At 68.8% G+C, this 24,173-nt stretch carries 30 protein-coding genes; 13 read left to right on the forward strand and 17 right to left on the reverse strand.

Annotated features, from left to right (window positions below; all coding sequences use genetic code 11):
• Window positions 1-2: 2 nt before the first annotated feature.
• The 5 genes from AC1DU6_RS00115 to AC1DU6_RS00135 are packed head-to-tail and all read right to left on the reverse strand — an operon-like array spanning window position 3 to window position 2,839.
• Window positions 3-677, reverse strand: coding sequence for an aquaporin (locus tag AC1DU6_RS00115; RefSeq protein ID WP_477855753.1), 675 nt, complete (start codon window positions 675-677; stop codon window positions 3-5).
• Window positions 674-1,180, reverse strand: a complete 507-nt coding sequence (locus AC1DU6_RS00120; protein ID WP_457320274.1) for an arsenate reductase ArsC — start codon at window positions 1,178-1,180, stop codon at window positions 674-676. Before AC1DU6_RS00120 ends, AC1DU6_RS00115 begins: the two co-directional genes overlap by 4 nt.
• A gap of 7 nt (window positions 1,181-1,187) precedes the next feature.
• Window positions 1,188-1,523 (reverse strand): ArsR/SmtB family transcription factor, encoded by a 336-nt coding sequence (locus AC1DU6_RS00125; RefSeq protein ID WP_056191556.1) that lies wholly within the window; start codon window positions 1,521-1,523, stop codon window positions 1,188-1,190.
• 57 nt (window positions 1,524-1,580) lie between these two features.
• Entirely contained in the window at window positions 1,581-2,552 is a 972-nt protein-coding gene (locus tag AC1DU6_RS00130) for an extracellular catalytic domain type 1 short-chain-length polyhydroxyalkanoate depolymerase (RefSeq protein WP_457320272.1), read from the reverse strand.
• Window positions 2,549-2,839, reverse strand: coding sequence for a DUF2789 family protein (locus AC1DU6_RS00135; RefSeq protein ID WP_457320270.1), 291 nt, complete (start codon window positions 2,837-2,839; stop codon window positions 2,549-2,551). The genes AC1DU6_RS00130 and AC1DU6_RS00135 overlap by 4 nt, the downstream gene beginning before the upstream one ends.
• Window positions 2,840-3,045: 206 nt before the next feature.
• On the opposite strand from AC1DU6_RS00135, the gene AC1DU6_RS00140 reads away from it, so the two are divergent.
• Both AC1DU6_RS00140 and AC1DU6_RS00145 read left to right on the forward strand, forming a co-directional pair.
• Window positions 3,046-4,194: a mechanosensitive ion channel family protein gene (locus tag AC1DU6_RS00140; protein ID WP_477855757.1), complete on the forward strand. Its 1,149-nt coding sequence runs from the start codon at window positions 3,046-3,048 to the stop codon at window positions 4,192-4,194.
• 5 nt (window positions 4,195-4,199) lie between these two features.
• Entirely contained in the window at window positions 4,200-5,432 is a 1,233-nt protein-coding gene (locus tag AC1DU6_RS00145; RefSeq protein ID WP_477855759.1) for a potassium/proton antiporter, read from the forward strand.
• On the opposite strand, the gene AC1DU6_RS00150 is transcribed toward AC1DU6_RS00145, so the two are convergent.
• The 7 genes from AC1DU6_RS00150 to AC1DU6_RS00180 all read right to left on the reverse strand — a co-directional run bounded on the left by AC1DU6_RS00150 (window position 5,429) and on the right by AC1DU6_RS00180 (window position 11,223).
• Complete coding sequence (locus AC1DU6_RS00150) at window positions 5,429-5,821, reverse strand: YybH family protein (protein ID WP_477855760.1); 393 nt, start codon at window positions 5,819-5,821, stop codon at window positions 5,429-5,431. The genes AC1DU6_RS00145 and AC1DU6_RS00150 overlap by 4 nt on opposite strands.
• Before the next feature lie 36 nt (window positions 5,822-5,857).
• On the reverse strand, window positions 5,858-6,781 hold the full coding sequence (gene epsC / locus AC1DU6_RS00155; RefSeq protein WP_457320263.1) for a serine O-acetyltransferase EpsC: 924 nt from the start codon (window positions 6,779-6,781) through the stop codon (window positions 5,858-5,860).
• Window positions 6,738-7,295, reverse strand: a complete 558-nt coding sequence (locus AC1DU6_RS00160) for a hypothetical protein (protein WP_457320261.1) — start codon at window positions 7,293-7,295, stop codon at window positions 6,738-6,740. The genes epsC and AC1DU6_RS00160 overlap by 44 nt, the downstream gene beginning before the upstream one ends.
• Window positions 7,296-7,300: 5 nt before the next feature.
• On the reverse strand, window positions 7,301-8,062 hold the full coding sequence (locus AC1DU6_RS00165; protein WP_457320260.1) for a DUF899 domain-containing protein: 762 nt from the start codon (window positions 8,060-8,062) through the stop codon (window positions 7,301-7,303).
• A gap of 81 nt (window positions 8,063-8,143) precedes the next feature.
• A complete protein-coding gene (locus AC1DU6_RS00170) occupies window positions 8,144-8,788 on the reverse strand; it encodes a Vgb family protein (protein ID WP_457320258.1) in 645 nt (214 codons plus the stop codon).
• 26 nt (window positions 8,789-8,814) lie between these two features.
• Window positions 8,815-10,026, reverse strand: a complete 1,212-nt coding sequence (locus AC1DU6_RS00175) for a helix-turn-helix domain-containing protein (RefSeq protein WP_457320256.1) — start codon at window positions 10,024-10,026, stop codon at window positions 8,815-8,817.
• A gap of 3 nt (window positions 10,027-10,029) precedes the next feature.
• A complete protein-coding gene (locus AC1DU6_RS00180; protein ID WP_477855764.1) occupies window positions 10,030-11,223 on the reverse strand; it encodes a PQQ-dependent sugar dehydrogenase in 1,194 nt (397 codons plus the stop codon).
• Between the two features lie 96 nt (window positions 11,224-11,319).
• On the opposite strand from AC1DU6_RS00180, the gene AC1DU6_RS00185 reads away from it, so the two are divergent.
• On the forward strand, window positions 11,320-11,904 hold the full coding sequence (locus tag AC1DU6_RS00185) for a LysE family translocator (protein WP_477855766.1): 585 nt from the start codon (window positions 11,320-11,322) through the stop codon (window positions 11,902-11,904).
• Entirely contained in the window at window positions 11,904-13,367 is a 1,464-nt protein-coding gene (locus tag AC1DU6_RS00190) for an aminotransferase-like domain-containing protein (protein WP_457320250.1), read from the forward strand. The genes AC1DU6_RS00185 and AC1DU6_RS00190 overlap by 1 nt, the downstream gene beginning before the upstream one ends.
• A 57-nt stretch (window positions 13,368-13,424) precedes the next feature.
• Here AC1DU6_RS00190 and AC1DU6_RS00195 read toward each other — a convergent pair whose 3' ends face one another.
• Both AC1DU6_RS00195 and AC1DU6_RS00200 read right to left on the reverse strand, forming a co-directional pair.
• Window positions 13,425-14,333, reverse strand: coding sequence for a hypothetical protein (locus AC1DU6_RS00195; protein WP_457320248.1), 909 nt, complete (start codon window positions 14,331-14,333; stop codon window positions 13,425-13,427).
• A 74-nt stretch (window positions 14,334-14,407) separates the two neighbouring features.
• Window positions 14,408-14,914, reverse strand: coding sequence for an MOSC domain-containing protein (locus AC1DU6_RS00200; RefSeq protein WP_457320246.1), 507 nt, complete (start codon window positions 14,912-14,914; stop codon window positions 14,408-14,410).
• A gap of 107 nt (window positions 14,915-15,021) precedes the next feature.
• Between AC1DU6_RS00200 and AC1DU6_RS00205 the strand changes: the two genes are divergently transcribed.
• Window positions 15,022-15,714: a hypothetical protein gene (locus AC1DU6_RS00205; RefSeq protein ID WP_235531777.1), complete on the forward strand. Its 693-nt coding sequence runs from the start codon at window positions 15,022-15,024 to the stop codon at window positions 15,712-15,714.
• A 21-nt stretch (window positions 15,715-15,735) separates the two neighbouring features.
• On the opposite strand, the gene AC1DU6_RS00210 is transcribed toward AC1DU6_RS00205, so the two are convergent.
• On the reverse strand, window positions 15,736-16,071 hold the full coding sequence (locus tag AC1DU6_RS00210) for a hypothetical protein (protein WP_457320244.1): 336 nt from the start codon (window positions 16,069-16,071) through the stop codon (window positions 15,736-15,738).
• Between the two features lie 259 nt (window positions 16,072-16,330).
• Here AC1DU6_RS00210 and AC1DU6_RS00215 point away from each other — a divergent pair, with 259 nt between their 5' ends.
• The 6 genes from AC1DU6_RS00215 (at window position 16,331) to AC1DU6_RS00240 (ending at window position 21,073) form a co-directional block, all read left to right on the forward strand.
• Complete coding sequence (locus AC1DU6_RS00215) at window positions 16,331-16,552, forward strand: hypothetical protein (protein ID WP_056191584.1); 222 nt, start codon at window positions 16,331-16,333, stop codon at window positions 16,550-16,552.
• Window positions 16,497-16,742 carry a hypothetical protein gene (locus AC1DU6_RS00220; RefSeq protein WP_457320242.1) on the forward strand — a complete coding sequence of 82 codons (246 nt, stop codon included), beginning with the start codon at window positions 16,497-16,499 and terminating at the stop codon, window positions 16,740-16,742. Before AC1DU6_RS00215 ends, AC1DU6_RS00220 begins: the two co-directional genes overlap by 56 nt.
• Before the next feature lie 156 nt (window positions 16,743-16,898).
• The gene (locus AC1DU6_RS00225; RefSeq protein WP_477855769.1) at window positions 16,899-18,641 is read left to right on the forward strand and encodes an FAD-binding oxidoreductase; all 1,743 of its coding nucleotides are present in this window, start codon (window positions 16,899-16,901) and stop codon (window positions 18,639-18,641) included.
• A 186-nt stretch (window positions 18,642-18,827) separates the two neighbouring features.
• On the forward strand, window positions 18,828-19,472 hold the full coding sequence (locus tag AC1DU6_RS00230; RefSeq protein WP_457322858.1) for an MBL fold metallo-hydrolase: 645 nt from the start codon (window positions 18,828-18,830) through the stop codon (window positions 19,470-19,472).
• 117 nt (window positions 19,473-19,589) lie between these two features.
• Window positions 19,590-20,267 (forward strand): helix-turn-helix transcriptional regulator, encoded by a 678-nt coding sequence (locus AC1DU6_RS00235; RefSeq protein ID WP_082532346.1) that lies wholly within the window; start codon window positions 19,590-19,592, stop codon window positions 20,265-20,267.
• A gap of 173 nt (window positions 20,268-20,440) precedes the next feature.
• On the forward strand, window positions 20,441-21,073 hold the full coding sequence (locus tag AC1DU6_RS00240) for a Crp/Fnr family transcriptional regulator (RefSeq protein ID WP_056191593.1): 633 nt from the start codon (window positions 20,441-20,443) through the stop codon (window positions 21,071-21,073).
• Here AC1DU6_RS00240 and AC1DU6_RS00245 read toward each other — a convergent pair whose 3' ends face one another.
• On the reverse strand, window positions 21,074-21,982 hold the full coding sequence (locus AC1DU6_RS00245; RefSeq protein WP_056192583.1) for a M48 family metallopeptidase: 909 nt from the start codon (window positions 21,980-21,982) through the stop codon (window positions 21,074-21,076). It lies immediately after the preceding gene.
• Between the two features lie 131 nt (window positions 21,983-22,113).
• Between AC1DU6_RS00245 and AC1DU6_RS00250 the strand changes: the two genes are divergently transcribed.
• Both AC1DU6_RS00250 and AC1DU6_RS00255 read left to right on the forward strand, forming a co-directional pair.
• On the forward strand, window positions 22,114-22,590 hold the full coding sequence (locus AC1DU6_RS00250) for a flavin reductase family protein (RefSeq protein WP_056191594.1): 477 nt from the start codon (window positions 22,114-22,116) through the stop codon (window positions 22,588-22,590).
• Window positions 22,591-22,677: 87 nt separating this feature from the next.
• On the forward strand, window positions 22,678-23,124 hold the full coding sequence (locus tag AC1DU6_RS00255) for an SRPBCC family protein (protein WP_200955211.1): 447 nt from the start codon (window positions 22,678-22,680) through the stop codon (window positions 23,122-23,124).
• A gap of 150 nt (window positions 23,125-23,274) precedes the next feature.
• Here the strand turns inward: AC1DU6_RS00255 and AC1DU6_RS00260 are convergent, their stop codons facing one another.
• Entirely contained in the window at window positions 23,275-24,099 is an 825-nt protein-coding gene (locus AC1DU6_RS00260; protein ID WP_477855773.1) for a hypothetical protein, read from the reverse strand.
• Between the last annotated feature and the right edge of the window lie 74 nt (window positions 24,100-24,173).

A 24,173-nucleotide genomic window follows, 5' to 3' on the forward strand; every position in this document is an offset into this window, starting at 1 on the left:
GGTCAGGCCGCGCGTCGGGCCGTGACCTCGGCGGCCGTGCTTGACAGCACGCGGTTCACCGCCACGGCCATCACGGCGCCCACCAGTTCAGCAACGACAAAGCCCGGTGCACTGGCGGGCGCGATGCCGGCGAAGCTGTCGCTGAACATGCGGCCGAACACGGCCGCCGGGTTGGCGAAGGAGGTCGACGCGGTGAACCAGTAGGCCGCACCGATATAAGCTGCCACCATGGCCGCAACGCGCGAGCCCGGCGCGCGCAGGATGACGAGCACGAGGCCGAAGGTCGCGACGCCCTCCGCGACCCACTGCCCCGTGCCGGCGCGCAGCTTGGTCGAGAACTGCAGCACGCTCATGTCGAACATTGCGTGTGCCAGCCACGCGCCCAGCATTGCGCCGGTCAGTTGTGCGGCGACATAGGGCAGCAGGGCGGCGACGGGCAGCTCGCCCCGCCAAGCCATCACGGCGCTGACGGCGGGGTTGAAGTGAGCGCCGCTGACTAGGCCGAAAACCTCGATCAGCACGTACAGGCCGCCGACCGTGGCCAGCGTGTTGGCCAGCAGCGCGAGGGCCACGTTGCCGCCGGACAGGCGCTCGGCCATGACGCCGGAGCCGATGACGACGGCCAGCAGCAGGGCCGTGCCCAGGGCTTCGGCGAGGAGTCGGCGAGGCAGGTTCATGCCTTCGAGATCCCGACGAGGGCTTGCTGCAGCTCGGCCTTGCTCATCGTGGCCAGTGGCAGGGCCAGCAGTTGCAGGAGCCGAAAGCCGATGGCCTGGCGCGTCAGCTCGAAGGCGCGGCGCTTGCCCTCATCGCCGCCCTCGGCATTGGAAGGGTCCGGGTAGCCCCAGTGCACCTTGACCGGCTGGCTGCCGCTGCCACCGAAGAAGACCGGGCACTGCTCGGCGGCCGCGCTGTCGCAGACGGTGATGACGATGGACAGCGGTGGTGCGCCGTCCTGGCTGAATTCATCCCAGCTCTTGCTGCGGTAGCCCGAAATATCGACGCCGGCGTTGCTCAGCGCCTCCAGCGCAAAGGGGTTGATGCGGCCACTCGGGGCGCTGCCGGCGCTGTGCGCYTGCACGTCGCGGCCGAGCTTCTTTGCCCAGTGGTTCAGCATGCCCTCGCTGAGCACGCTGCGGGCGGAGTTGTGGGTGCAGAGGATGAGGACGTGGGTGGTCATGGCGATCTCAGCAGCAGGATGCCGTGCCGCTCGGCACGACGCAGGTGGCGCCCTGGCAGCAGTTTTCGGTCAGATAGCCCAGCAGCGAGTTCATGCTGTCGTATTGGGCGCGATAGATCAGGTTGCGGCTGGCGCGCTCCTGGGTCACCAGGCCCGCGTTGACGAGTTCCTTCAGATGGAAGGACAGCGTGGCTGGTGCTACGCCCAGCCCCTCCTGGATGGCGCCGGGTGTCAGCCCCGCATCACCGACGACGACCAGGGCGCGGAACACCCGCAGGCGCAGCGGCTGGGCCAGGGCGGCGAGGGCCTTGATTACAAATTGCTCGACGGCTTGTTCATCCATACTTCCATTATTATCGAATCATGGATTGAAGTGCAAGCGGTCCGGCAATGCCGGCGCTCAGCGAAGGGATTGGATCTTTGTCTGCTGCGCCTCGAACTGCCGCGCCACAAAGCGCCAGACCATGCGTGATGCGTCCGGCCCGTTGGCGTCGCTGAAGCGCTGGCGCGCCGCGCCGCCGCTCCAGGCGTGGCCCAGTCGGTCGACCTCCACCAGCGTCGCCACCACCTCGCGCGAGCGCTTGAACTGCGTCACCCGCATCGGGTAGCGCTTGCCGCGGCGCTGTTCTTGCGCCGGCTCCTGGTGCGCGCCGGCCGCCTCGGACCACATCAGCGCCGCAGAACCGGCGTTGCGGGCTGATACGACGCGGTCCGCGTCACCGTGGATGACCATCAGCGGCGGCCAGTCGTGGGCCGAGCCGGGCGGCAGCGGCTGGCGCCGTCCCTGCATCGCACCGACGGCCGAGACCGGCGAACTCGCCGTGCCGGGCGGCACGCCCGAGTGCATGACCAGGGCCTTGAAGCGCTGCGGGTAGCGCGTGGCCAGCAGGGCCGCCATGCTGGCGCCGGCCGACAGGCCGGCCACGGCAATGCGCTCGCGGTCGGCCGTGTACAGCATGCAGACCTGGTCGACGGCCTTCATGATCCAGCCGGCCTCGGCGAAGGCGCGGCCCGACTGTGTGTCGAACCAGTTCCAGCAGCCCTGGGTGTTGCACAGCCGTGGCTGCTCGGGATAGAGCACCAGGAAGCGCTCGCGCGTGGCGACGGCATTCATGCGCGTGCTGGCGGCAAAGCTCTTGGCGTCCTGGTGGCAGCCATGCAGCATGACGAGCAACGGCAGCCGTTCGCCGAAGCGCACGCTCGCGGGCCGGAACAGGTAGTAGCGGCGCGGCCCGTCCGCGGCCATCACCAGGCCCATCAACCAGCTGCCCGCGCTGGACGGCGGACGATGGCGCTCGCGCAGCGGCTGGGTCGCCCGCTTGAACAGCGCGGCGTTGCGGTTGAGCAGCGCCGACCACGAGGGCTGTTTCATCCGCCGGCGCTGTCGTTTGGAGCCTGGGCCAGCTCCGAGGGGTCGGGATGCTCGCGCAGCAGAGCGTTCAGCTGGTCGATCTGCCCGCACCAGTCACCATCGTCCTGATGCCATTGCTCGCGGATGAAGGCGACCTGGCTGGCGTTCCAGAACGGGGCCTCCGACAGATTCAGCGTTTGCGGCAGCGGCCGGTGCAGGCGGATGAACTGCTTTATTTCGGCCGGCGAATCCGGCAGGCCGAGCTGGCAGAACAGGGCCTGCATGTCATGGTGGGTGGTGGTGTCCATGGCGGATCCTCTTTCAAAGGGTTTCAAGGCGGAAACCGTGAGGCTTAGACCTTAGATGTCGGCGCCGCTGCGCGGTGTCAGCCGACACCCCGTCCACGACGGTCGTCCCTGTCAGCCGAGGCCCACACTGCCGGCTGTCACCCGCTGACAGACTGGCGGGAACAGCGCACCTACGGTCATGGGATTGAAGACTGCAGGAGGTCGCGATGACCTGGAATGAATTCATTGCGCGCATGCAGGCCGCTTGGCCCGATGTGGGCTGGACCGACGTGTTGCCCGCCGTGCTGGCCGGCGCCTTGACCATCGTCATCATCAAGGTCGGCCTGCGCTTCGTCGTGCAGCGGCTGCGCAAACTGTCGCAGCGCACCAGCAGCACGCTGGACGACGGCCTCGTCAGCGTGCTGGAGCGCACCAATGGCGCGCTGATCTGGGTGGTGGGCCTGCTGGTCGGGCTCAACATGCTGCCGCTGGACGACCGCTGGCATGACCGCGTGTCGCAGCTGTGGTTCGCCGTCGTGGCCCTGCAGCTCGGCCTGTGGGCCCAGCAGGCGGTGGCGCAGGTGCTCGCRGCCCAGCAGACGCGCCATGGCGGTACGGCGGCGCTCTCGGCCTCGGCCACCTTGCTCAGCTGGGGCTTGCGCGGCGCGCTGTGGGTGGTGGTGGTGCTGGCCGTGCTGTCCAACCTGGGCGTCAACATCACGGCCTTCGTCGCCAGCCTGGGTATCGGCGGCATCGCGCTGGCGCTGGCCGTGCAGAACATCCTCAGCGACCTGTTTGCGTCACTCGCCATCGCGGTGGACAAGCCCTTCGAGGTGGGCGACTCCATCACCGTCGGCGACGTCACCGGCACGGTGGAGCGCGTGGGCCTGAAGACGACGCGCATCCGCAGTCTGGGCGGCGAGCAGATCGTCATGTCCAACGCCGAGCTGCTCAAGCGCACGGTGGCCAACTTCAAGCGCCTGCAGACGCGTCGCGTCGCCTTCACCTTCGGCATCACGTCCGATGCGTCCGCCGATGACGCTGCCGCGGTGCCGCCGTTGGTCAAGGGGCTGATYGACGCCGACCCCAAGCTCGAACTGGTACGGGCCCACTTCAAGGGCTTCGGCGAGAACTCGCTGAACTTCGAGGTGGTCTACCGCGTCAACGATCCCAGCTATGACGTCTACATGGACCACCAGCAGACGCTGAACCTGGCGCTGATGCGCGAGCTGCAGCAGCGCGGCATCCGTCTGGCGTTCACCACCAACACCGTCAACGTTGTCGGCTTGCAGTCACCGGCGCCGGCTGGCCCGGCGCCAACGCGCAAAGGCGCCTCGCCCGACGCGCCTGACATCGTGCCCGCCGCGGCAGGCTGAACTTTGTGATCCACAGCGCCGCCGCCGGCCCCGAGTTGCTGACGGCGGCCATTGCTGCGCTCGTTCTGGTCGCCATCGCCGGCGCCCTCTACACCCACCGCCTCGGCCTGTCGCATCTGCTCGTCTTCATGGCGGTTGGCATGCTGACCGGCGTGGATGGGCCGCTGGGCCTGCCCTTCGACGACCACCGGCTGGCCGTCACCGTCGGCAATCTCGCGCTCGCCCTCATCCTGTTCGATGGCGGCCTGCGCACGCGCTGGAGCGAGGTGCGCCGCGCGATGCTGCCGGCCAGCCTGCTGGCCACGGTAGGCGTCGCGATCACGGCCGCCATCGTCGCGGGAATCGCGAAGGYGGTGCTGGACATGCCGTGGACCGAAGGCCTGCTGCTGGGCGCGGCGGTCTCGTCCACCGATGCCTCCGCCGTGTTTGCGCAGTTCGCCGCCAGCAAGCTGCGCCTGGAGCCGCGCCTGGCGGCCACCATCGAGGTGGAGTCGGCGCTGAACGACCCCATGGCCATGGTGCTGACCATCGGCCTGATCGCCTGGTTGATGCCCTTCGGCCAGTCGGGCGACGCGCAAGTGAACAGCCTGGTCGACCTGCTGCCCCTGCTGGGCGAGCAGCTCGGGCTGGGCCTGCTCGCCGGCGTACTGGGCGGCCTGCTGGCCGCATGGTGGGTGGGCAAGCTGCCCATCACAGATGACCACGACGGGTTGACGGCGCTGCTGATGGCGGCCCTGGGCTTCCTGTTGTTTGCCGTCACCAACCGTTGCGGCGGCTCGGGCTTCCTGGCTGTGTATGTGGCCGGCCTGCTGGTGCGCCACCGTGCCGAACGCGTGGCGGCGATGAGCCTGCCCGGGCTGAACGGCTACACGTGGCTGGCCCAGGCGGTGCTGTTCCTGCTGCTGGGCCTGCTGGTCACGCCGCATGAGGTCCTGCGCCTGATCGGCCCGGCCCTGCTGCTGGCGGCCGGCCTGATGCTGGTCGCGCGGCCCGCCGCGGTGTTCCTGTGCCTGGCGCCGCTGGGCTTTGGCTGGCGGGCGCAGTGCTTCGTGGMGTGGTCGGGCCTGCGCGGCGCGGTGCCTATCGTGCTGGCCACCTACCCGGTGCTGGCCGGCCTGCCGAACGGCTGGCGCTTCTTCGACGTGGCCTTCGTCGTCGTGCTGTTGTCCCTGCTCATCCAGGGCCCGACGCTGGCGCCACTGGCGCGCTGGCTGGGGCTTGATCAGAGTGAGCGCTAGGCTACCGGCGCCAGCAGGTTGGCGTCACGCGCCAGCTTCCAGCGGCCGCCGTCCTTGCGCAGCAGCGTCAGCGTGTGCCCTTCGCGGCGTGTCGGCGGCGAGCCATCCGGCGGCGTGGCGGTCACGCTCAGGCGGGTGCGCATGWAGGCCCAGTCGCCCAACACCTGGAGCTCCAGCATTTCGCTGTGCCCGTCGAACTTCGGCGCCTTGCCGCGTGCCTGGCTCTCRGCGGCCTTGGCGAAATCGCTCTTGGTCATCGGAGCCCGGCCGGGCGTCAGGAAGACGGCGTCATCCGTCATCAGTGCGAGCACGGCCTGGACATCGCCCTCGCGCGTGGCGGCCATCCAAGTCGTCACGAGATCACGGATCTCTTGTTCATCGGCTTGCATGTCACCACCTTAGCGCCACGGCGGGCGCTCGCTGTTTCAGGTTGTGCCGGCCAGGGAGTCCGCCTGCGTGACAAGGCTGCCCGGCGGCACGCTGCGCGTCAGCCAGACATTGCCGCCAATGACGGCGCCGCGGCCGATGGTGACGCGGCCCAGCACGGTGGCGCCGGCATAGATGACGGCCTCGTCCTCGACGATGGGGTGGCGCGGCTGGCCCTTGACGAGATTGCCGTCGCCGTCGGTGGGGAAGCTCTTGGCGCCCAGCGTGACGTTCTGATAAATGCGCACGCGCTCGCCGATGACGGCCGTCTCGCCGATGACCACGCCGGTGCCATGGTCGATGAAGCAGCCGCTGCCGATCGTGGCACCGGGGTGGATGTCGATGCCAGTGTCGGCATGGGCCAGCTCGGCGACGACGCGGGCGATCAGCGGCAGGCCGAGCTTGTAGAGCTCATGCGCGAGGCGGTGGCTGATCAGGGCGCGCACGCCGGGGTAGCACAGCAGCACCTCGTCGACGCTGCGCGCCGCCGGATCGCCCTGGTAGGCGGCGAGCACGTCGCTGTCCAACAGCACGCGCACGCCGGGCAGGGTGCGCAGGAAGCGAGTGGCCAGCTCGGCGGCATCCTGGCTGGGTGCGTCATCGCCACGCTGGCGGGCCTCGTGGCGCAGCTCCAGCGCGGCCTGCTGGCGCAGTGTTGCCATGGCGGTGCCGATGGTGTGGCCGACGTAGAAATCCTCGTTCTCGGGCTGCAGCGTTGGCGGCCCCAGGCGCATCGGGAACAGCGCGCCCGACAGGCACTGCACCATGCCTGCCAGCAGCTCGCGCGACGGCAGCTCGCGGCCGTCGCCGCCGCGGCGGTGCGCCTCGCGCCAGCGCCTGCGTTCGTCACGCAAGGCCTCGACGACAGCCTGCAGTTCATCACCGGGCGCGGGCGTTGACGGAGGAGTGAGGGCTTGGGTCATGGCGGGCGCCGCGCAGGCGGTTGGCAAGGGCGGCCAGTATAGAAATCCACCGTTTCCCCACGAGGGCCAGGGCCGCCGTCACGGCCAGCATGGCCGCCATGTGGACGGCCACGGCCGCCAAGGCCAGCAACAGCGAGCCCGAGGCAGTGATCTCGCGGGCCGGTGAGGCACTCAGGCATAGCGGCACCAATGCTGGCACCAGCATCATGCCGCTGCCATGGGCACTGGCCACCAGGCAGGACCACAACGCCAGCCCGGTCTTGGCGCGCCGCAGCGCCAGCGCCAGCAGCAAGAGCAGGCCGCACAGCAGCTGCCCGCTGCCCATGGTCCCGCCCAAAGCCACCAGCACCGCCACACCACCGACGGCGCCGGCATGGCCGAGCGCGATCGGCAGCAGGGCGCGGCGCGCGTCCCTTGAGCAGGCGGCCAGGCCCCAGCCGGTGGCCGGGTTCAGGCCGTGCAGGGCGCCGGCGCCGGCCAGGGCCAGCCAGGGCCAGAGGCTGGTGGCGCTCATGGCTGTCAGGCCTTGGCGCCGCCGCAGCAGGCTGCCGCCGCGGGTGCTGCCGACTCGTAGCGGTCATGGTGGCGCACCCACTCCATCGTGTAGCTCAGGCCCGCCTCATCGCGGCCCCTGGGTGTCAGGTCGATCAGGTTGTACGTGCCCATCATCACTTCGACGCCACGGCCGAAGGTCGAGTAGGTGTGGAAGACCTGGCCGTCGTCGTCCTTGCAGAAGATGCTGATGCCGGGCGCCTCTTCATTCGGGAAGGGTGTCATGTGGAAGTTGTAATAGACCTCGCCGTCGACCCGGTCCGCCGGCGTGAAGCTGACGTGGAAGTCGCGGTTGAAGTCGTTGCCGTTGGACGAGGCCCAGGCGAATTGCCAGCCCATGCGGCGCTTGAAGGCCTCGAGGTCGGCCAGCGGCGCGCGCGACACCGCCAGCAGCGCAATGTCGCGCTGGGCCAGGTGGGGTGCCATGCTGTCGAGGTGGTCGGCCATGAAGGAGCAGCTCTTGCAGCCCTGCTCCCAGCCGGGGCCGAACATGAAGTGCTGTACCAACAGCTGGCGCCTGCCCTGAAACAGCTCGCTCAGCTTGCGCGGGCCGGCCGGCGTGTCGAAGACGTAGGCGGCATCGTCCAGGCGCACCCAGGGCAGGGTGCGGCGCTCTTCGGCGACCTGGTCGCGCAGGCGGGTCAGTTCCTTCTCGCGGGCGAGCAGGTTCTTGCGTTCGGCGATCCAGAGATCGCGGGTGACGACAGGATGAGAAATGGGGGCGTTCATCAAAGGCTCCTTGGGTGGGTGAAGGCAATGCAGCGGCTCCACCCGGGGTTCGGGTGAGTTCTGCTCAGGGGAATTCAGTGGTTAAGCGCGCTTGGGTCGGCGCACAGCGCGGACCTTGCCGGTGCCGCCACCACCGGCGTAGAACAAGTCGGCGCCGTCGGATTCGAGGCCGCTGACATTGGTGCCGGCGGGCATCTGCAGGCTTTCAAGCACGCTGCCATCGGCGGGGTCGATGCGGCGGATCTCGCTGGCGTCGTCCTCCCAGGTGCCGTGCCAGAGTTCGCCATCGACCCAGGTCACGCCGGTCACGAAGCGGTTGGACTCGATGGTGCGCTCGATGGCGCCGGTGGCGGGGTCGATCTGGTGGATCTTGCGGCCGCGGTGCTGGCCCACCCACAGGCTGCCCTCGGCCCAGGCCATGCCGGAGTCGCCGCCCTGGCCCGGCGCCGGGATGGACGCGACGACGCTGCCGGTCGCGGGGTCGATCTTGTCGATGCGGGCCTCGGCGAGCTGGTAGAGGTAGCGGCCGTCAAAGGCCGTGCCGGCGTCGCAGGGGCGCTCGATGCGCTGCTGGGCCTCGCCGCTGGCGGGGTCGAAGGCGACCAGGGCGGCGCCGGTGGCGGCCCAGACGCGCCGACCATCGTGGGTGACGCCGGCGACGCTCTTGCCGCCTTCGAAGGGGCCGTATTCGCGGACGATCTCGGCGGGGTGGATCACGGTGTTCATGGTTTGCTCCTTGCGATGGGCGAACCTTAGCCAAGCTGCAGCGCGGCGGGGAGTAACAAGATCGTCGTGAATCCGGTCAGCGGCGGCGCCAGCCAGCGCCGCGAGCGCGTCTGGCCGATGGCGCGCACGCGGCCTGCGGCCTCCAGTTCGGCCAGCTCGCGTTGCACGGTGCGCTGGCTGGCGTCCAGGGCCAGGGCCAGGGCCGAGGTGGACCAGGCGGCGCCGTCGGACAGCAGGGCCAGCAGCTCGCTGGCCTCGCCTTCCATCGGTGGCGAGAGCACGGCCACCTCCGGAGCGCGCAGCGAAAAACCGCGTGCGGTCGCCTCGATGCCGGCGACGGGCTTGACCAGGGCACGCAGCCTTCCAATCTCGACGCGCAGCCGCGCTCTATGGGTTTCGTCGACTTCGCGGATGCGAAAGGCGCGGGCAATCAGCGTGTCGCGCTCGGCCTCGCCCGGCCAGGCCTCGGCGAGGGCCCGCAACAGCGTGAACAGGACGGGGCGGCGGGCGAGTGGCACGCGCAACTTCCCGGCACTCAGCGCGTGGCGGCATGCGTCGACGACGACGGCGCCCGAGTCCATCAGCGCGGCCACCTCGTGCAGGCGCAGCGGCTGCCAGGCGCCGGCCACGAGCCGGCGTGCGGCGGTGTGGTCGAGCACGGCAGCTGCGTCGGCGGCCTCGGCCATCAGCGCCGGCACGCCGGCCCGTGCGGCAGCGTCGCGAGCGCGTGCGAGGGCGGCGTGCACCTCGGCCATGCGCAGCGAGCGCAGCGCCAGTTCCGCGCCGGCCAGGGCGGCCACGGCAGCGGGCAGGGGTGGCAATGCCTGGTCGTCAAGCGGCGCAAGCAGGGCTGCCGCGGCATCGAGTCGGCCCAGCAGCAATTGCCGCCGCGCCGCGATCAGTCGGGCCTGCAGCGCGTTGACGCGGTCGCCGCGCGTTTCGAGCGCGGCCATGGCGGCCTCCAGCGCGCGCGGTGCGGCGCTGAAGTCGCGCATGGCCAGCGCCACCTCCGCCTCGGCGACGACGCAGCGCGCCCGTGCCGTGGCCTCCTGCGCGCCAAAGCCCTGGGCCGCGCGCCTGAGCAGCTCGCGCGCCCGGGCCAGCTCGCCGAGCTGGGCCATCGCGATGCCGCGCAAGGCCAGCGCAGGCGGGTCCTCGCGCAGCGCGACGCGCTTCAGTGCCGCCAGCGCGTCACCCGCGGCCAGCGCGCGGGCAGCGGCGGAGATCAGCGAGTCCATGGACTAGCGCGGCGCGAGCAGCAGCAGGTCGCCATTGCGGTCCTCGGTGATCCACAGGCGGCCTTGCTCGTCCTGGTCGACATCGACCGGCGCGCCCATCGGGTGCTTGCCGGCCTGGGCGCTCCATCCCACGATCAGCGGCAGCGGCTCGCCCATGGGCTGGTGTTTGCCATCGAAGCGCCAGGCCATCAGCCGGTGGCCCGTCGGCTGGTAGCCATGCCAGGTCATGACGAGGCTGCCCTGCCATTTCGCCGGCCCGGCCTTGCCGTAGAACAGCATGCCCAGCGGCGCGGCATGCGCCGGCAGCAGCTTCACCGGTGGGGTGAAGTCCTGGCAGCGGCGCGCGCCGTAGCTGCTGTCCAGGATGTCGGCGCCGGTGCAATGCGGCCAGCCGTAGTGACGGCCGGGTTCGACGCGGTTGAGTTCATCGGGCGGGCTGGCCTTGTCGTATTTGTCGCCGGGCAGGCTGTCGCGGCTGTTCTCGGCCTGCCAGAGCTCGCCGCTGTCGGGGTGGAAAGCCAGCCCGACGGAATTGCGCAGGCCCCACGCGAAGGGCTGGCCCTCCCATGCGCCGCCATCTTTCGGCGTGAACTTCCAGACCGCCGCCAGCGGCGCCTTGCCGCCCGTCTGGCCGCAACCCTGGGCCGTGCCGGCCGCGACACCGTCCATGGCCTCGCAATGGTCGCTCGGCGCGCCGTAGTTGACGAAGAGGGCGCCGGCGGCGTCGACGGCGAAAGACTTGAGCGGGTGGCGACCCTGGGTGGGCAGCTCGGTGACGAGGGGCTGCAGCCGGCCCGCGGGCAGTTCGACGCGGCTGATCCGGTGCGCCTCGGCCAGCAGCACATGGCCCTGCGGATCCTTGCGCAGACCGTGCGGGCGGTCCAGGCCCTTCAGCAGCACCGTGACCTTGAAGGGCTGGCCCGGCTCGCGGGTCAGCTCCAGCAGCCGGCCATGGCCGGAGTTCCAGTTGCCCATGTCGGTGACGAGCAGGCGGTTGGCACTGAGCGCCAGCACACCGCGTGGCCGACCCAGGTTGGAGGCGGCCAATGCGAGGCAGAACTCGGGCGCGACCTTCAACGAGGTGATGGCGGGCAGGCCGTCGCATTGGCCCTGGGTGCGATAGGCGGGCGGCTCGGCCCAGACGGGTGCGGCGACGGCAGCGGCCAGGGCCCAGGCGGCGCGAAGGGTGAAGCTCATATGGCCATTGTGTCGGTCGCCGCATTGATACAGCACGCCGCACGGCACCGCGCGCTGTAGCTTCACGTCCCGGCCGCCGGGCGCTGCAATGGCCCCATGAACGAGATGCTGCCCTTCGCCACCTACTGCCTGCTGATGTCCAGCACCCCTGGCCCCAACAACATGATGCTGGTGGCCAACGGCGCCCACTACGGCTACCGGCGCACGCTGCCGGCCATCCTGGGCACCAACACCGGTGTGGCCGTGCTGACCTTCGCGACCTGTACGGGCCTGGGTGCCGTCTTCACGGCCTGGCCGGTGCTGCACGAAATGTTGAAGCTGGCAGGCACCCTCTACATGCTGGTGCTGGCCTGGAAGCTGGCCGTGGCGCCCGCCGCCAATGGTCGGYCACCGGAACGGGTCGGGTTCGCGGAGGCCGCGCTGTTCCAGGCGGTGAACCCCAAGAGCTGGATCCGCGCGGTGACGGTGGCGTCGGTCTTCATGCCGGCACAGTGGAGCATCGTCAGCGGCGCCTTGTTCGTCAGTCTCACGGGCGCCCTCATCGGTTTCCCCTGCGTCTCGATGTGGGCGCTGTTCGGCGTCGGCATTTCCCGCTTCCTGTCCAGCCCGGCGCGCCGCCGCGCCTTCAATGTCATCATGGCCACCTCCCTGGTTGTGCTGGCCCTGATGCTGCTGCGCTGATGTTTTCTCTGGACCGCGACTCCCCGACGCCGCTGGCCGACCAGATCGAGCAGCGCCTGCATGCCTTGATTGCCAGCGCCCAGCTGCCGCCCGGGGCCCGACTGAACTCCATCCGCCAGCTCGCGTCGCGGCTGGGCGTCAGCCCCAACACCGTCGTCGTCGCGTACGACCGCCTCGTCGCTGCCAGCCTCATCGACTCGCGCGGCACGGCCGGCTTCTTCGTCGCCGAGGGCCCGGCGGACGCCATGCCTGACCTTTTGACTCAGGCGGCGCGCGTGGAAGCCGGCGAGGAGCAGGAGGCTGTCTGGCTGGCCCAGCAGGCGAACGACCAGAAGGCCGGCGTGCTGCTGGCCAGCAGCGGCGCGCTGCCGGCCACCTGGCTGGAGGATGCCATCCCCGCGGCCGCCGTGCAGCGCGGCCTGGCCCGCGCCACGGCCGGCATGGCTTCGCGCTGCCCGCCGCAGGGCCTGCCTGAGCTGCGCGAGCGCATCGCGATGCTGCTGCGCAGCCAGGGCGTGGCCGTGGATGCCGGCCGCATCCTGACGACCTATGGCGGCACCCAGGCCATCGACCTGATCTGCCGCGCCTTCCTGCGCCCGGGCGATACGGTCGCCGTCGAGACGCCGGGATATTTCCTGCTCTTTGACCGCCTGCGCCAGGCCGGCGTGACCATCGTGCCGGTGCCGCGACGGCCCGACGGCATCGACCTGGAGGCGCTGGACGCCGCCTGCACCGAGCACCGCCCGCGCCTGCTCTTCATCCAGAGCGTGCTGCACAACCCCACCGGCTGGGGCAGCACGGCCGCCAACCTGCACCGGGTGCTGATGCTGGCCCAGCGCCACGACTTCCTGATCGCCGAGGACGACGTGCAGGGCCACTTCCACCCCGGCGCGCCGACGCGGCTGGCCCAGCTCTCGGGGCTGGACCGCGTCATCTACTACTCCAGCTTCTGCAAGGCCATGAGCCCGGCGCTGCGCCTGGGCTATATGGCGGCCGAGCCGGCGCTGCTGAAGGCGCTGATGCGCGAGAAGATCATCTCGGTGCTGACGACGGCCGCGCTCAACGAATACGTGCTGCTGGAAGTGCTGGCCGCCGGCCGCTGGCGCAAGCACCTGGACCGCCTGCAGCAGCGCCTGGCCGCGGCCCGCGCCGCGGCAACGCTGCAGCTGCGCCAGGCCGGCGTGCTGCTTGAGCATCCGGGCGAGGGCGGCCTGTTCCTGTGGGGCACGCTGCCGGCCGGCGTCGACGTGGACAACGTCGTGAAGGAGGCTTTTCGCGCCGGCATCCTGCTGGTGCGCGGCGCCACCTTCGCGGCCGATGGCGCTCGCGACTCGCACATCCGCTTCAACGCCGCCTTCAGCCAGCAGCCGCGGCTGGCGCAGTTTCTGCAAGATCAGCTCAGTGCGACGACCAGCGCGCAGCGGGTGTTGGAGCGGGCGCGCGGGCAGCGAACAGCGATTTGAAGGGCTGGTAGCGCGCTGGGACGCAGAACGTCTGGGTCATGACCAGACTGAGTCGGCTCATGCGACCTTTGCTTCTATCCAATGTGTCAGACCTGCCTCCAAGGCGAGTTCGCCTAGCCGTTCGGGCAGGAGCAACTCGACATGGTCAGGCAGCCGGTCGTAGAAGCGCAGCTCCGGTGTCGGTGTGTGAACGACGAAATACACCCGGCGATAGTTGTCCTTGGAGAAGCTCTTGATGGTTTCTTCCAGATCTCGCACACCAGCCTGTGACTTCACCTGCACGACGTACTTGGAGCGAGTCAGCGGCTCAATAAGTTCCAGGTCGAGCGCCTTCGCCTGCTGGCCGAGCACACTGTTTCGAATCCAGCCGGCATGTCGGAAAACCATATCCGCCAGCGTCTCGAAGTCTTTCCAATGCAATTCGCAAATGGCTCGCGAGAGCGAATTGGATAGGTCGGCGCGAGAAAGGGCTATTGAGGATGACAGTGGGCTCCGTTCGCCGGTCAGAACCCGGGTCAGCAGGCTTTTATCAGTCACTCTGCAGACGGTGCCCCGAAACGCCTGCAATTGCGCCAGACGGCCGGGCAACTCGTTTGCGAACAAGGTCTTCTCGCCACCGACGTCGGACCATCCTGTGGTGCGGCGGAACTTGGAAATCTCATCCTGTTCAACTGGCCCCGGAAGTAGCCGAGTCCACCACATCTTGGCTAAGTGGAAGGTCACCCAAACGTCATTTGGGCCGGAGTTCGTGATGTCCTGCAGGCGGTTCAGGTCGGTTGTACCGACGCCCAATTTTCCTTGGCTTTCAAGGCGCAGTTGCTGCTCAATCAGTTCCCAACGACCCGCGTTAACGTCTTCGATGCTTTGATTGCGCCAGCCCAAACGAAGCTTGTTGCCGGCAATTGCACTTGACTCCCATTCGCCCCCGCGTCCCAGTTTGATGTAGTACGCCTGCTCAATTTTCATATCACGTAGCCTCCCGATCGGCGGGCAGGATAGCGATGCGTGCAGTTCGGGCGCCACATCGTCGAACGTGCGGACTAGATGAGGACGGCTTGGCCCACGCTCACCACATCACCGACGCGGATGGCGCCGCCCTCGAGGATGCGCGCCGTCATGCCGCCATGGCCGCGCATCGCCGCATAGCCGCCCGGGCCGATGACCTCCTCCATGCGCGAGCAGGGGGCGCAGGGGCCGACGATCTCGATCAGCGCTGCGCCGACGCGGACCTTGGCGTTCTTCAGCGTCAGCAGGTTGATGCCGGAGATGACGAGGTTGCGGCGCAGGTCGACCGGGTCGATCGGGCCGCTGCGCGCAAATGCCGCGATCAGCGGCAGGTGCTCCAGCTGGATCAGCGTGACCTGGCGCGTCGACAGCTCGGCCTCGCCGCGCTGGCCGAGCCGGTCGTCGGCCAGGCCAATGCCGGCCAGCGCCGTCGTCTGCTCGATGCGTCGGGCCCGGTCGCGCGGTGCGCCGCGCACGATGATGGTCTCGACGCGGCCCTGGATATGGGCCGGCGGCGTCATCAGGTCGCGCATGGTTTTCATGGATACACCTTAGCCCGGCTTTGGTCCGCATAGTTCACGGATGCGCGGCACGGGGCAGTCAAGTCTCGTCCGGTCACGCCCGAAGATGCTCTCAAGGAGTGTCTGCCGTGCTGAGACGTCTTTTTTCCACCTTTGCTTTTGTGTGTGTCGCGCTGTCGCAGACCGCTCACGCCGCCGATCTGACCGCCCTGGAAATGCGCTGGCTGCAGGGCATCACGCCCGTCATTGCCCATGCTCGCCAGGCGCTCGCCCTGCCGGTGGACATCGTCGTGCAGCCCCAGGCCGAGCCCGGCACGGCGCCGCTCGCGCTGGGTTTTGTCGATGGCCGCTGCAAGCTGGTGCTGTCGATGCGCGGCAACCCCGAAGGCCAGCGCCAGATCGACGCCCTCGACCCCGCGTTGCGCGGCCCTGCCCTGGAGCTGATGGCCGCCCATGAACTGGGCCATTGCCGCCGCTATCTCGATGGCGCCTGGCATGGTGTGCCGGCCGGCTTCGTCGCCGCCAAGCCCCCGGACGGCCTGGCCGCGGATCTGCAGCAGGCCTGGCTGGCCATGCGGTCCACGCGGCGTGAGGAAGCCTATGGCGATCTCGTTGGCCTGGCCTGGGCGCAGGCGCGCCACCCCGCGCTGTATGCCAGGCTGCATGCCTGGCTCGTGGCGGAACGGTCGACCGACCTGATTCCCGGCAGCCACCACGACACGCTGGACTGGTTGGCCCTTGTCCGCGACCCGGCCATGCTGGACGGCCGCACGATGTTCGAGGCCGCCGACCGCGTCTGGGCGCGTGGTCTCAGGGACTGAGCTGACGCTGTTCTTTCCCGGCTACGCCTGCCACACCGCGTAGCCCGCCTCACGCAGGCCGATGGCGAGTTCCACTTCCATGTCGCGCGCCGCGTCGTAGGGCATCGGGTTGTAGAACTCGTAAAGCTCGGGCATCAGGCGCATGCCGTACTTCAGGACGAAACGATTGGCCTGCACGCCGGCCATGTGCCTGTCAAAGCGCAGATCGGGGTCCAGGCCCGTCATGCCAACGTACAGGCAGGGCTTGACGATGTCATGGCCGGGGTTGGCCTTGCGAAAGGCTGGCTCGTTCCAGACGCGTTCAGACAGCAGCACGACATAGACGTGGTGGTGATCGCGGCGTTGTCGGCGTGGCATGGCACGGCGGATTGTCTGGCGACCCCACGATGGCAAAAAAGCCCGGCGACCCTTGGGCCGCCGGGATTGAACGCCTTGGCGTGCACCTCACACCTGGCAACGGCGACCCGGCATGATACTGTTGATTTAAACAGTATTTTGGGTGCCGGAAACGTGGCGAAGTCCTCATGCTTGATGACGCCCCACTCAACCTGGGCCTCGCCAACCTTCGGTGCCTTGGCTAAAACCGCCATTCGAAGTTGCAGTCTGAGGAAGTCACATGAATGCTCAACACGCTTTCGTATCRCTGCTGCTGTTCGCCGCGCTCGTCGGCCTGGCCTTCCTGGGCCTGTCGTTCGGCCATGCCCTCAAGCACCATGACTTGGCCCTGTGGGGGCACCATCCCTTGTTTGGATCAGGCATGGCGTCGCTGATCACCGCTCTGCTTGGCGGCATCTTCTTGTTCGGCCTGGGCCGCTCGCCGCACGACCGCAAGCAATAGCAGCGGCGCTGCGGCCGACCTGGCCCATGCATCGGCCCAGTCGCTCGACCCGTCGGAGGAGATCGAGGTCAGCTTCATAGCGCAGGCGGCCATCAGCGGCGACATCGAGGCCGGGCGGTTCTCGCAGGCGCTGCATGTGGCGTCGTTCTATCGCGCCGTGGGTCATCTGGCGGCGCGCTGCGAGCCTTAGCCCGTCTTTCCAGCGGGCCAGCCGCTGGCCCCGCTCGCCCCACCATTCACCCCAACGCGCCTGCCAGGCGCGCAGCGCCGTGGAATGCTGGTGCTCATCCAATGACCCAGGGAGTTCACGTTGCTTCGTAGACATCTTCTTCAAGGCGCAGCGGCCATGGCGGCGCTGCCGTTGGTCACCCATGCACAGGGCCGGGCGCGGCGGCGCAAGCGGCCGACGGACCCGGACTGGCCCGACGCCGCGCAGTGGCAGCGGCTCAAGGACGCGGTGGGCGAGCGCCTGTCGGCCGTGGAGCCGCTGATGGCGCCGTGCGCGGCCAGCCCCGTCGCGGCGGCTTGCGGCGTGCTGATGAAGAACCTGCGCAACCCGTTCTTCGTGGGCGACCAGGCCGGGGGCACACAGGTGTCGGGCTACCTGGACGCGTGGACGCCAGCGGCGAGTGCCTATGTGATCAAGGCCGGCAGCACGGCGGACGTGGTGGCGGGCGTGAACTTCGCGCGCGAGCACAACCTGCGGCTGGTGGTGAAGGGCGCGGGGCACAGCTACCAGGGCACGTCCAACGCGCCGGACTCGCTGTTGATCTGGACGCGGGCGATGAACGAGGTGACGTTGCACGACGGCTTCGTGCCCAAGGGCTGCGAGGGCAAGGTGGCGCCGGTGCCAGCGGTGTCCGCGCAGGCGGGCGCGGTGTGGATTGACCTGTACCACGCGGTGACGACATTGGCTGGCCGCTATGTGCAAGGCGGTGGCTGCACGGACGTGGGCGTGGCGGGGCTCATCCAGAGTGGGGGCTTTGGCAGCTTCTCCAAGGGTTTTGGCACGGCGGCGTCCAGCCTGTTGGAGGCCGAGATCGTGACGGCCGATGGGCAGGTACGCACGGTCAATGAGCGGTCAGACCCTGAGCTGTTCTGGGCGCTGAAGGGCGGAGGCGGTGGCAGCTGGGGCGTGGTGACGCGCGTGACGCTGCGCACGCACGAACTGCCGCAGCACTTCGGCGCGGCATGGGGCAAGTTCAAGGCCCGCGACGACGCGGCCTACCGGCGCCTCGTGGCGCGGTTCGTGGACTTCTATGCCGACTCACTCTTCAACCCGCACTGGGGCGAGCAGGCGTCGTTCGGGCCGGACAACACGCTCAAGATCTCCATGGTGTGCCAGGGCCTGGAAAAGGCGCAGGCGCAGCAGGTGTGGGCGCCGTTCTTCGACTGGGTGAAGGACTCGCCCGAGGACTTCAGCGTGGTGGAGGAGCCCGGCGCGTGGGCGGACGATGCGCGCGGCTGGTGGAGGATGGAGGGCAACGGCTCCATGATCCCCGACACGCGCGAGGGCGCGCCCAAGCACCACGGCTGGTGGAAAGGCGACCAGGCCCAGGTGGGCGCCTGGCTACACGGCTATGAGTCCCTCTGGCTGCCCGCCGCGCTGCTGCAGCCCGGCGAGCGCGCCCGCATGGTGCAGGCGCTGCTGGACAGCACACGCCACAAGCACCTGGACCTGCACTTCAACAAGGGCTTGGCCGGCGCGCCGCCCGCGGCACTGGCCAGCGCCGCCAACACGGCCACCAACCCGGCGGTGTGCGAGTCGTTCGCGCTGGTCATCATGGCCGACGGCGAGGCGCCCGCCTACCCGGGCCTGGCCCGCACCCCGCCCGACCTGACCAACGCGCACCGCAACGCGCGCGCCATTGATGCCACCGCCGCCGCGCTGCGCCGCGTGGCGCCGAGGTCAGGCTCCTATGTGTCGGAGAGCAACTTCTTCAACGCCGACTGGCAGCGCGAGTTCTGGGGCGCCAACGCCGCGCGGCTGCGGGCCGTGAAGGCGCGGTACGACCCCGATGGTCTCTTCTTCGTGCACCACGGCGTGGGCTCGCAGGCGTGGAGCGCGGACGGGTTTGTGCGGGTTTGAGGATTGAGTTCTGCGCATGGTCTGCTCACCCGCGCTAGCCCGTCGGCAGCTTGCTTCGTTTCCGATTCATACGTTGCTTGCGGCCCAAGGGCTTCGCAACTTTGGCATTGGCATTCGGTGAAGCTCGGTGGGCCGATTCGATACATTGACCTTCAGTTCGAAACTTTGTTATCAGCTTCCACCCGAATGGCCCTGCAATACCTGACCGTCCCCGTCACGCCCTTTCAGCAGAACTGCTCCCTTGTCTGGTGCGACGTCACGAAAGACGCCGCCGTCATCGACCCCGGCGGTGAGCTGCCGCGTTTGCTGGCCGCCGTCAGCGAGCGCGGGCTGAACCTGAAGGCCATCTGGCTGACCCACGCGCACATCGACCATGCCGGCGGCACTGGCCAGCTGGCCCGCGAACAGGGCCTGCCCATCATCGGGCCGCATCCCGGCGATCAGTTCTGGATCGACGGTCTGGCACAGCAAAGCAAGATGTTTGGCTTCCCGCCAGCGGAAGGTTTCAAGCCCGACCGCTGGCTGGACGATGGCGACACGGTGCAGATCGGCCATGAGACCCTGGCCGTGCGCCACTGCCCCGGCCACACGCCGGGTCATGTCGTCTTCCACTCCGCCTCGGCGCGGCGGGCCTTCGTCGGCGACGTGCTGTTCGCTGGCGGCATCGGCCGGACCGACTTCCCTGGCGGCAACCACCAGCAGCTGCTCGACGCCATTCGCCAGCGCCTTTGGCCGATGGGTGACGACACCGTTTTCATTCCAGGCCATGGGCCGGAAAGCAGCATCGGAAGAGAGCGCCGCAGCAATCCCTATGTTGCCGATGTCGTTTGAACGGCGGTTGGAGGTAATTCGTTCACAAACACATCCAGCAACATTTACGCCCGAAGCGAAACGTGCTCTCCTACTCTTTGATGAGGGCTCGCATGGGGTGGGCCGAGGAGTGCTTCGATGTGGATGTCCGAGTTTGTGCAGCCGGGGCAGGTCCCGGGCTCCCGTCCTCGCGAGCGCCGTCAGGCGGCCTCGCTTTCCAACCAATGGATGGGCCTTGTGCTGGAGGAGCTCGACCACGGCGTCGTGCTTCTCAACGGCGCGGGCCGTGTGCTTCACAGCAATCTCGCGGCGCGGGCGTCGCTGGATGACAACCACCCGCTGGAGCTCGTCGGCCAGCATCTGCGGGCCCGCCTGCTGACCGACGCGGTGCCTCTGGCCGACGCGCTGGAGGGCGCCGAGGCAAGTGGCCGGCGCTGCCTGCTGCGCCTGGGTGACGATCGCGCCGAATGCGGCCGCGCCAATGTCGTCGTCGTGCCGCTGAACCGCGATGTCAACCAGGCGGCGGTGCTGCTGATCCTGGAGCGCCGCCAGCTCTGCGGCGACCTGGCCGCGCAGTGGTTCGCGCTGCGCTACCAGCTGACGCCGGCCGAGACCGAGGTGCTGAAGGCGCTGTCCAACGGCGTCAAGCCGACCGAGGTCGCACAGCGCCAGGGCGTGGCGATCTCGACGGTGCGCAGCCAGATCCAGAGCATCCGCGCCAAGAGCGGCGCCGACAGCATCGGCGAGCTGATGCGGCAGTTGGCCTTGCTGCCGCCGCTTGTTTCGTCGCTGCGGCCGGCCAAGCTGGTCAATTGAATCCCCTCGTCCAACGGGTACGTTGACCGGTCCCCCGAGGGGACGGCGATGCTTGCCGGATCGACCGGCAAGCACATCGCCCAAGGCGGGCCGGCTAGGGACGGCCCGGCGCTCGGCCCGCAAGCACTAACATTCGACCGCGCTCCGGAGCCAAATGCTCAGAGCGCCGCCGGATGCCTGACGACACGCTCGACAACGAACTCCTGGCCCTGCCGCCCTCGCTGCGGCAGCTGGCCGCGCGCGGCATTGCACGCAGCTATCGCAAGGGCATCGTGCTGATCGAGGAGAGCTCGCTCGGCGACAACCTCTATCTGATCCTCTCCGGCTCGCTGCGCGCCTTCAGCAGCGACGCCCGTGGCCGCGAGATCACCTACGGCGTCTATGGCCCCGGCGAATACGTCGGCGAGATGAGCCTGGACGGGGGGCCGCGCTCGGCCAGCGTCATCACCGAAGAAGGCAGCCGCCTGGTCATGGTCACGCGGGCCAGCCTGCTGACCCACATCAGCGAGCACCCCGAATTTGCCTTCGAGTTGCTGACCAAGGTCATCCGTCGCGCCCGCGCCGCAACGCTGTCGACCAAGCAGCTGGCGCTCAACGATGTCTACGGCCGGCTCAAGAACCTCGTCGACGAGACCACCGGCGATGGCCGCCACCTGGCGCTCACCCACCAGGGCATGGCCCAGCGCCTGGGCTGCTCGCGTGAGATGGTGTCCAAGCTCGTCAAGGACCTGGAGCTGGGCGGCTACCTGAGGCGCGTGGCGGCCGGCGAATACCAGCGACTCAAGAGCCTGCCAGCGCGCTGGTAGCTACCGCGACCTGACCTGCAGCGGCGGCGCAACCGGGAAGCGCTGGTCCGGCTTGGCTGCGCGCTTGTAGAGGCCCTCGACCTTGGGCAGGTTGGCCTGGATGTCGCGGATGCGCGTCGTGCTGGCCGGGTGGGTGGACAGCCATTGCGGTGGCGCGCCCTTGTTGGCCGTCATCATCTTTTCCCACAGGCGCACGGCGGCGGCGGGGTCATAGCCCGCACGGGCGGACAGCTCGATGCCGACGAGGTCGGCCTCGCTTTCGTCGTCGCGGCTGAAGCGCAGGTTGACCAGTTGGGCCCCCATGCCGGCCAGGCCGCGGCCCACGTTGCCCAACCCCAGCAAGGCCGAGCCGAGTTCGACGATGCCGTTCGTGAACGCCGACTTGCCGACGCGCTCGCGGGCATGCTCGCGCAGCGCATGCGCGACCTCATGGCCCATGATGGCGGCGACCTCGTCGTCTTCCAGCTTGAGCTTGTCGAGGATGCCGTAGAAGAACGCGATCTTGCCGCCCGGCATGCAGAAGGCGTTCAGCTGCGCGCTGGCCAGCAGGTTGACTTCCCACTTCCACTGCCGGGCGCGGTCGTTCCATTCGTAGCTGAAGGGAATGATGCGCTGGGCGATGTAGCGCAGCCTCTGGGCCTGGGGGTGGTCCATCGGCGCCAGGGCACGCTGCTGGCCGGCCTCGCGCATCATCAGCGCGTACTGCTGGCCACCGGCCTGTTCCAGCTGGTCGGCCGACACGAAGCCGGTGAACTTGCTCTTGGGCCCGACCTCCACGCCTTCGCGTGCCCAGGCTGGCATGAACGCTGCGGCACCGGTAGCGGCGAGCAGCCCGGTGAACAGGCGGCGGCCGCGCAGGGCCGGGGGCGCGCAGCGGCCGGCGGCGCAGTCGGCGCAGTCGCCGAACATGCGCGTCGGCGGGTCAGTGAACTGCAGGTCGTCGCGGACCTGGAAGTCGTCGGCATCCATGCCGACATTGTGCTTGGGCGGCGATGGCGGCTTTCGTAGGACAGCGGCGCGGGACTGGCGACAATCACCCCATGGACAGCCAGCAATTCCGCGCCGCACTGGGCATGTTTGCCACCGGCGTGACCATCGTCACCGTTCGCGCTGCGGACGGCGGCCTGGTCGGCCTCACCGCCAATTCCTTCAACTCCGTGTCCTTGGACCCGCCCCTGGTGCTGTGGAGCCTGGCGCGCCGCGCCGGCTCCATGCCGGTGTTCTCGCATGGCTCGCATTACGCCATCAACATCCTCGCGGCCGACCAGAAGGAGCTGGCCCAGCGCTTCGCGACGCGTGACATCGATCGCTTCGCCGGCGTGGCCTGGCACGAGGGCGCGGGCGGCGCGCCGGTGCTGGAGGGGGCTGCTGCCGTCTTCGAATGCGCCAACCGCAGCCGTTACGAGGAGGGCGACCACGTCATCTTCGTCGGCGAAGTCGAGCGTTGCTCGTCCCGGCTCGGCGCTCAGCCGCTGATCTTCCACGGCGGCCGTTATTTCACCGAGTTGCCGATCTAGGGTTTTTTCCGGGTTGGCGTTGTCGATCCGGTCGGGCTCTGATCGTCGTCATGACAGAGGGCCATCCTCTGTCCAACTACGGAACCCATCATGACCAACACCGTCACCCTGCACCGCGTGCTGCGCTGCCCGCCCGATCGCGTCTACCGCGCCTTCACGACACCGGCCGCCATGGCCAAGTGGCTGCCGCCGCATGGCTTTACCGGCACCGTCCACGAGATGGACGCCAAGGTGGGCGGCACATACAAGATGTCGTTCACCAACTTCACGACCGGCGGCGGCCACAGCTTTGGCGGCCGTTACCTGGAACTGGTGCCCGGCCAGAAGCTGCGCTACACGGCGGCTTTCGACGACCCCAACCTGCCCGGCGAGATGACGACGACCGTCGAGCTGCGCGCCGTGTTCTGCGGCACCGAGGTGCACATCAAGCAGGAAGGCATCCCGGCCATGATCCCGGCCGAGGCCTGCTACCTGGGTTGGCAGGAGTCGCTGACCCTGCTGGCCCAGCTGGCCGAGCCGGAAATCAACCAGTAACGTGGTGCGCTCGGGCCGAGCGACGGGCCGCCCCTAACCGGCCCGCCATGGCGATGTGCTTGCGGCTCAATGCCGCCAAGCATCGCCGCCCCCTCGGGGGGCCGGTTAGGCCCGCTCGTGTTCAGCGGAGCGGGACTGGACGAGGGGTCTTTACTTGACGCCTGGTGTCGGCACGATGGCCGCCATCGCGGCCTTGAAGGCGGGGTCGGCCATCAGTGCGTTCCAGGCCGCCATCAGGCTGCCGTAGTCACCGGTCGAGATCTTCTTGGCGTTGATCGCCGTCGTGAGGGCGGCGTTCAGGCGCACGATCTCGGCGTACTTCGCATAGCCCTTGCCCTTGAGCTGGGTTGCCGCGTAGTTGCTGTAGCCCCAGGCGTTGTTGAGGTTGTTCCAGTCGCCCGAGCCGGGCTGGACATAGACGACCGGTGCGGGAGCGGGCGATGGGGCCGGTGCGGGCGGTGCGGCCACGGGTGCCGGAGCTGGTGCCGCGGCGGGCTTGCCGCAGGTGCCGCTCACGTTGATGCGCACCCAGCCCGTGCTCGGCACGCCGTCGACATTGACGACGACTTTCACGTTGTTCGTGCCGGCGAAGAGATAGGGCTGGGTCCAGATCGTCTTGACGACCTTGGGCGTCAGCGCGATTTRCGTGTTCTGCGCGATCAGTGTGTCGTTGCTGTAGATGCGGTTGGTGCTGGTGGCCACGGCCGAGGCGCTGACCTCGTCGTATTTGAAGTTGAAGGCGCAGCGGCCGAGGCTGGAGATGAAGGCATCCTTCTCGCTGACGGTGATCTGGGGCATGGCGCCCGTGGCCGTGCCGTTGGCGGCGACGAGCATGGGCGCGGCCTGGGCGAGGACGGTCTGGCCGTCGCTCTTGACGATGCGCACGAGGCCGGTGAGCTGGGCCGTCGGGTCGGCGGCGAAGCTGGCCTGGGCGAACAGGGCGAGGGCAGCGAAGGCAATGGCTTGGTACTTCATGGCGTGGTCTTTCGGGTTGATGCAAAGGGTGGGGCTACTGGGCAGTAGCCGGCACCTCCCCGTGTGCCACGCTG

The organism is Roseateles sp. P5_B10 (assembly GCF_056400485.1).

Excerpts from the sequence above, each read along its gene's own strand:
- AC1DU6_RS00115 (WP_477855753.1), bottom strand. The coding sequence starts at position 677 with ATGAACCTGCCTCGCCGACTCCTCGCCGAAGCCCTGGGCACGGCCCTG.
- AC1DU6_RS00125 (WP_056191556.1), bottom strand. The coding sequence starts at position 1,523 with ATGGATGAACAAGCCGTCGAGCAATTTGTAATCAAGGCCCTCGCCGCC.
- AC1DU6_RS00130 (WP_457320272.1), bottom strand. The coding sequence starts at position 2,552 with ATGAAACAGCCCTCGTGGTCGGCGCTGCTCAACCGCAACGCCGCGCTG.
- AC1DU6_RS00135 (WP_457320270.1), bottom strand. The coding sequence starts at position 2,839 with ATGGACACCACCACCCACCATGACATGCAGGCCCTGTTCTGCCAGCTC.
- epsC (WP_457320263.1), bottom strand. The coding sequence starts at position 6,781 with ATGACCCAAGCCCTCACTCCTCCGTCAACGCCCGCGCCCGGTGATGAA.
- AC1DU6_RS00160 (WP_457320261.1), bottom strand. The coding sequence starts at position 7,295 with ATGAGCGCCACCAGCCTCTGGCCCTGGCTGGCCCTGGCCGGCGCCGGC.
- AC1DU6_RS00165 (WP_457320260.1), bottom strand. The coding sequence starts at position 8,062 with ATGAACGCCCCCATTTCTCATCCTGTCGTCACCCGCGATCTCTGGATC.
- AC1DU6_RS00170 (WP_457320258.1), bottom strand. The coding sequence starts at position 8,788 with ATGAACACCGTGATCCACCCCGCCGAGATCGTCCGCGAATACGGCCCC.
- AC1DU6_RS00175 (WP_457320256.1), bottom strand. The coding sequence starts at position 10,026 with ATGGACTCGCTGATCTCCGCCGCTGCCCGCGCGCTGGCCGCGGGTGAC.
- AC1DU6_RS00180 (WP_477855764.1), bottom strand. The coding sequence starts at position 11,223 with ATGAGCTTCACCCTTCGCGCCGCCTGGGCCCTGGCCGCTGCCGTCGCC.
- AC1DU6_RS00190 (WP_457320250.1), top strand. The coding sequence starts at position 11,904 with ATGTTTTCTCTGGACCGCGACTCCCCGACGCCGCTGGCCGACCAGATC.
- AC1DU6_RS00195 (WP_457320248.1), bottom strand. The coding sequence starts at position 14,333 with ATGAAAATTGAGCAGGCGTACTACATCAAACTGGGACGCGGGGGCGAA.
- AC1DU6_RS00200 (WP_457320246.1), bottom strand. The coding sequence starts at position 14,914 with ATGAAAACCATGCGCGACCTGATGACGCCGCCGGCCCATATCCAGGGC.
- AC1DU6_RS00210 (WP_457320244.1), bottom strand. The coding sequence starts at position 16,071 with ATGCCACGCCGACAACGCCGCGATCACCACCACGTCTATGTCGTGCTG.
- AC1DU6_RS00225 (WP_477855769.1), top strand. The coding sequence starts at position 16,899 with ATGGCGGCGCTGCCGTTGGTCACCCATGCACAGGGCCGGGCGCGGCGG.
- AC1DU6_RS00230 (WP_457322858.1), top strand. The coding sequence starts at position 18,828 with ATGGCCCTGCAATACCTGACCGTCCCCGTCACGCCCTTTCAGCAGAAC.
- AC1DU6_RS00235 (WP_082532346.1), top strand. The coding sequence starts at position 19,590 with ATGTGGATGTCCGAGTTTGTGCAGCCGGGGCAGGTCCCGGGCTCCCGT.
- AC1DU6_RS00240 (WP_056191593.1), top strand. The coding sequence starts at position 20,441 with ATGCCTGACGACACGCTCGACAACGAACTCCTGGCCCTGCCGCCCTCG.
- AC1DU6_RS00245 (WP_056192583.1), bottom strand. The coding sequence starts at position 21,982 with ATGTTCGGCGACTGCGCCGACTGCGCCGCCGGCCGCTGCGCGCCCCCG.
- AC1DU6_RS00250 (WP_056191594.1), top strand. The coding sequence starts at position 22,114 with ATGGACAGCCAGCAATTCCGCGCCGCACTGGGCATGTTTGCCACCGGC.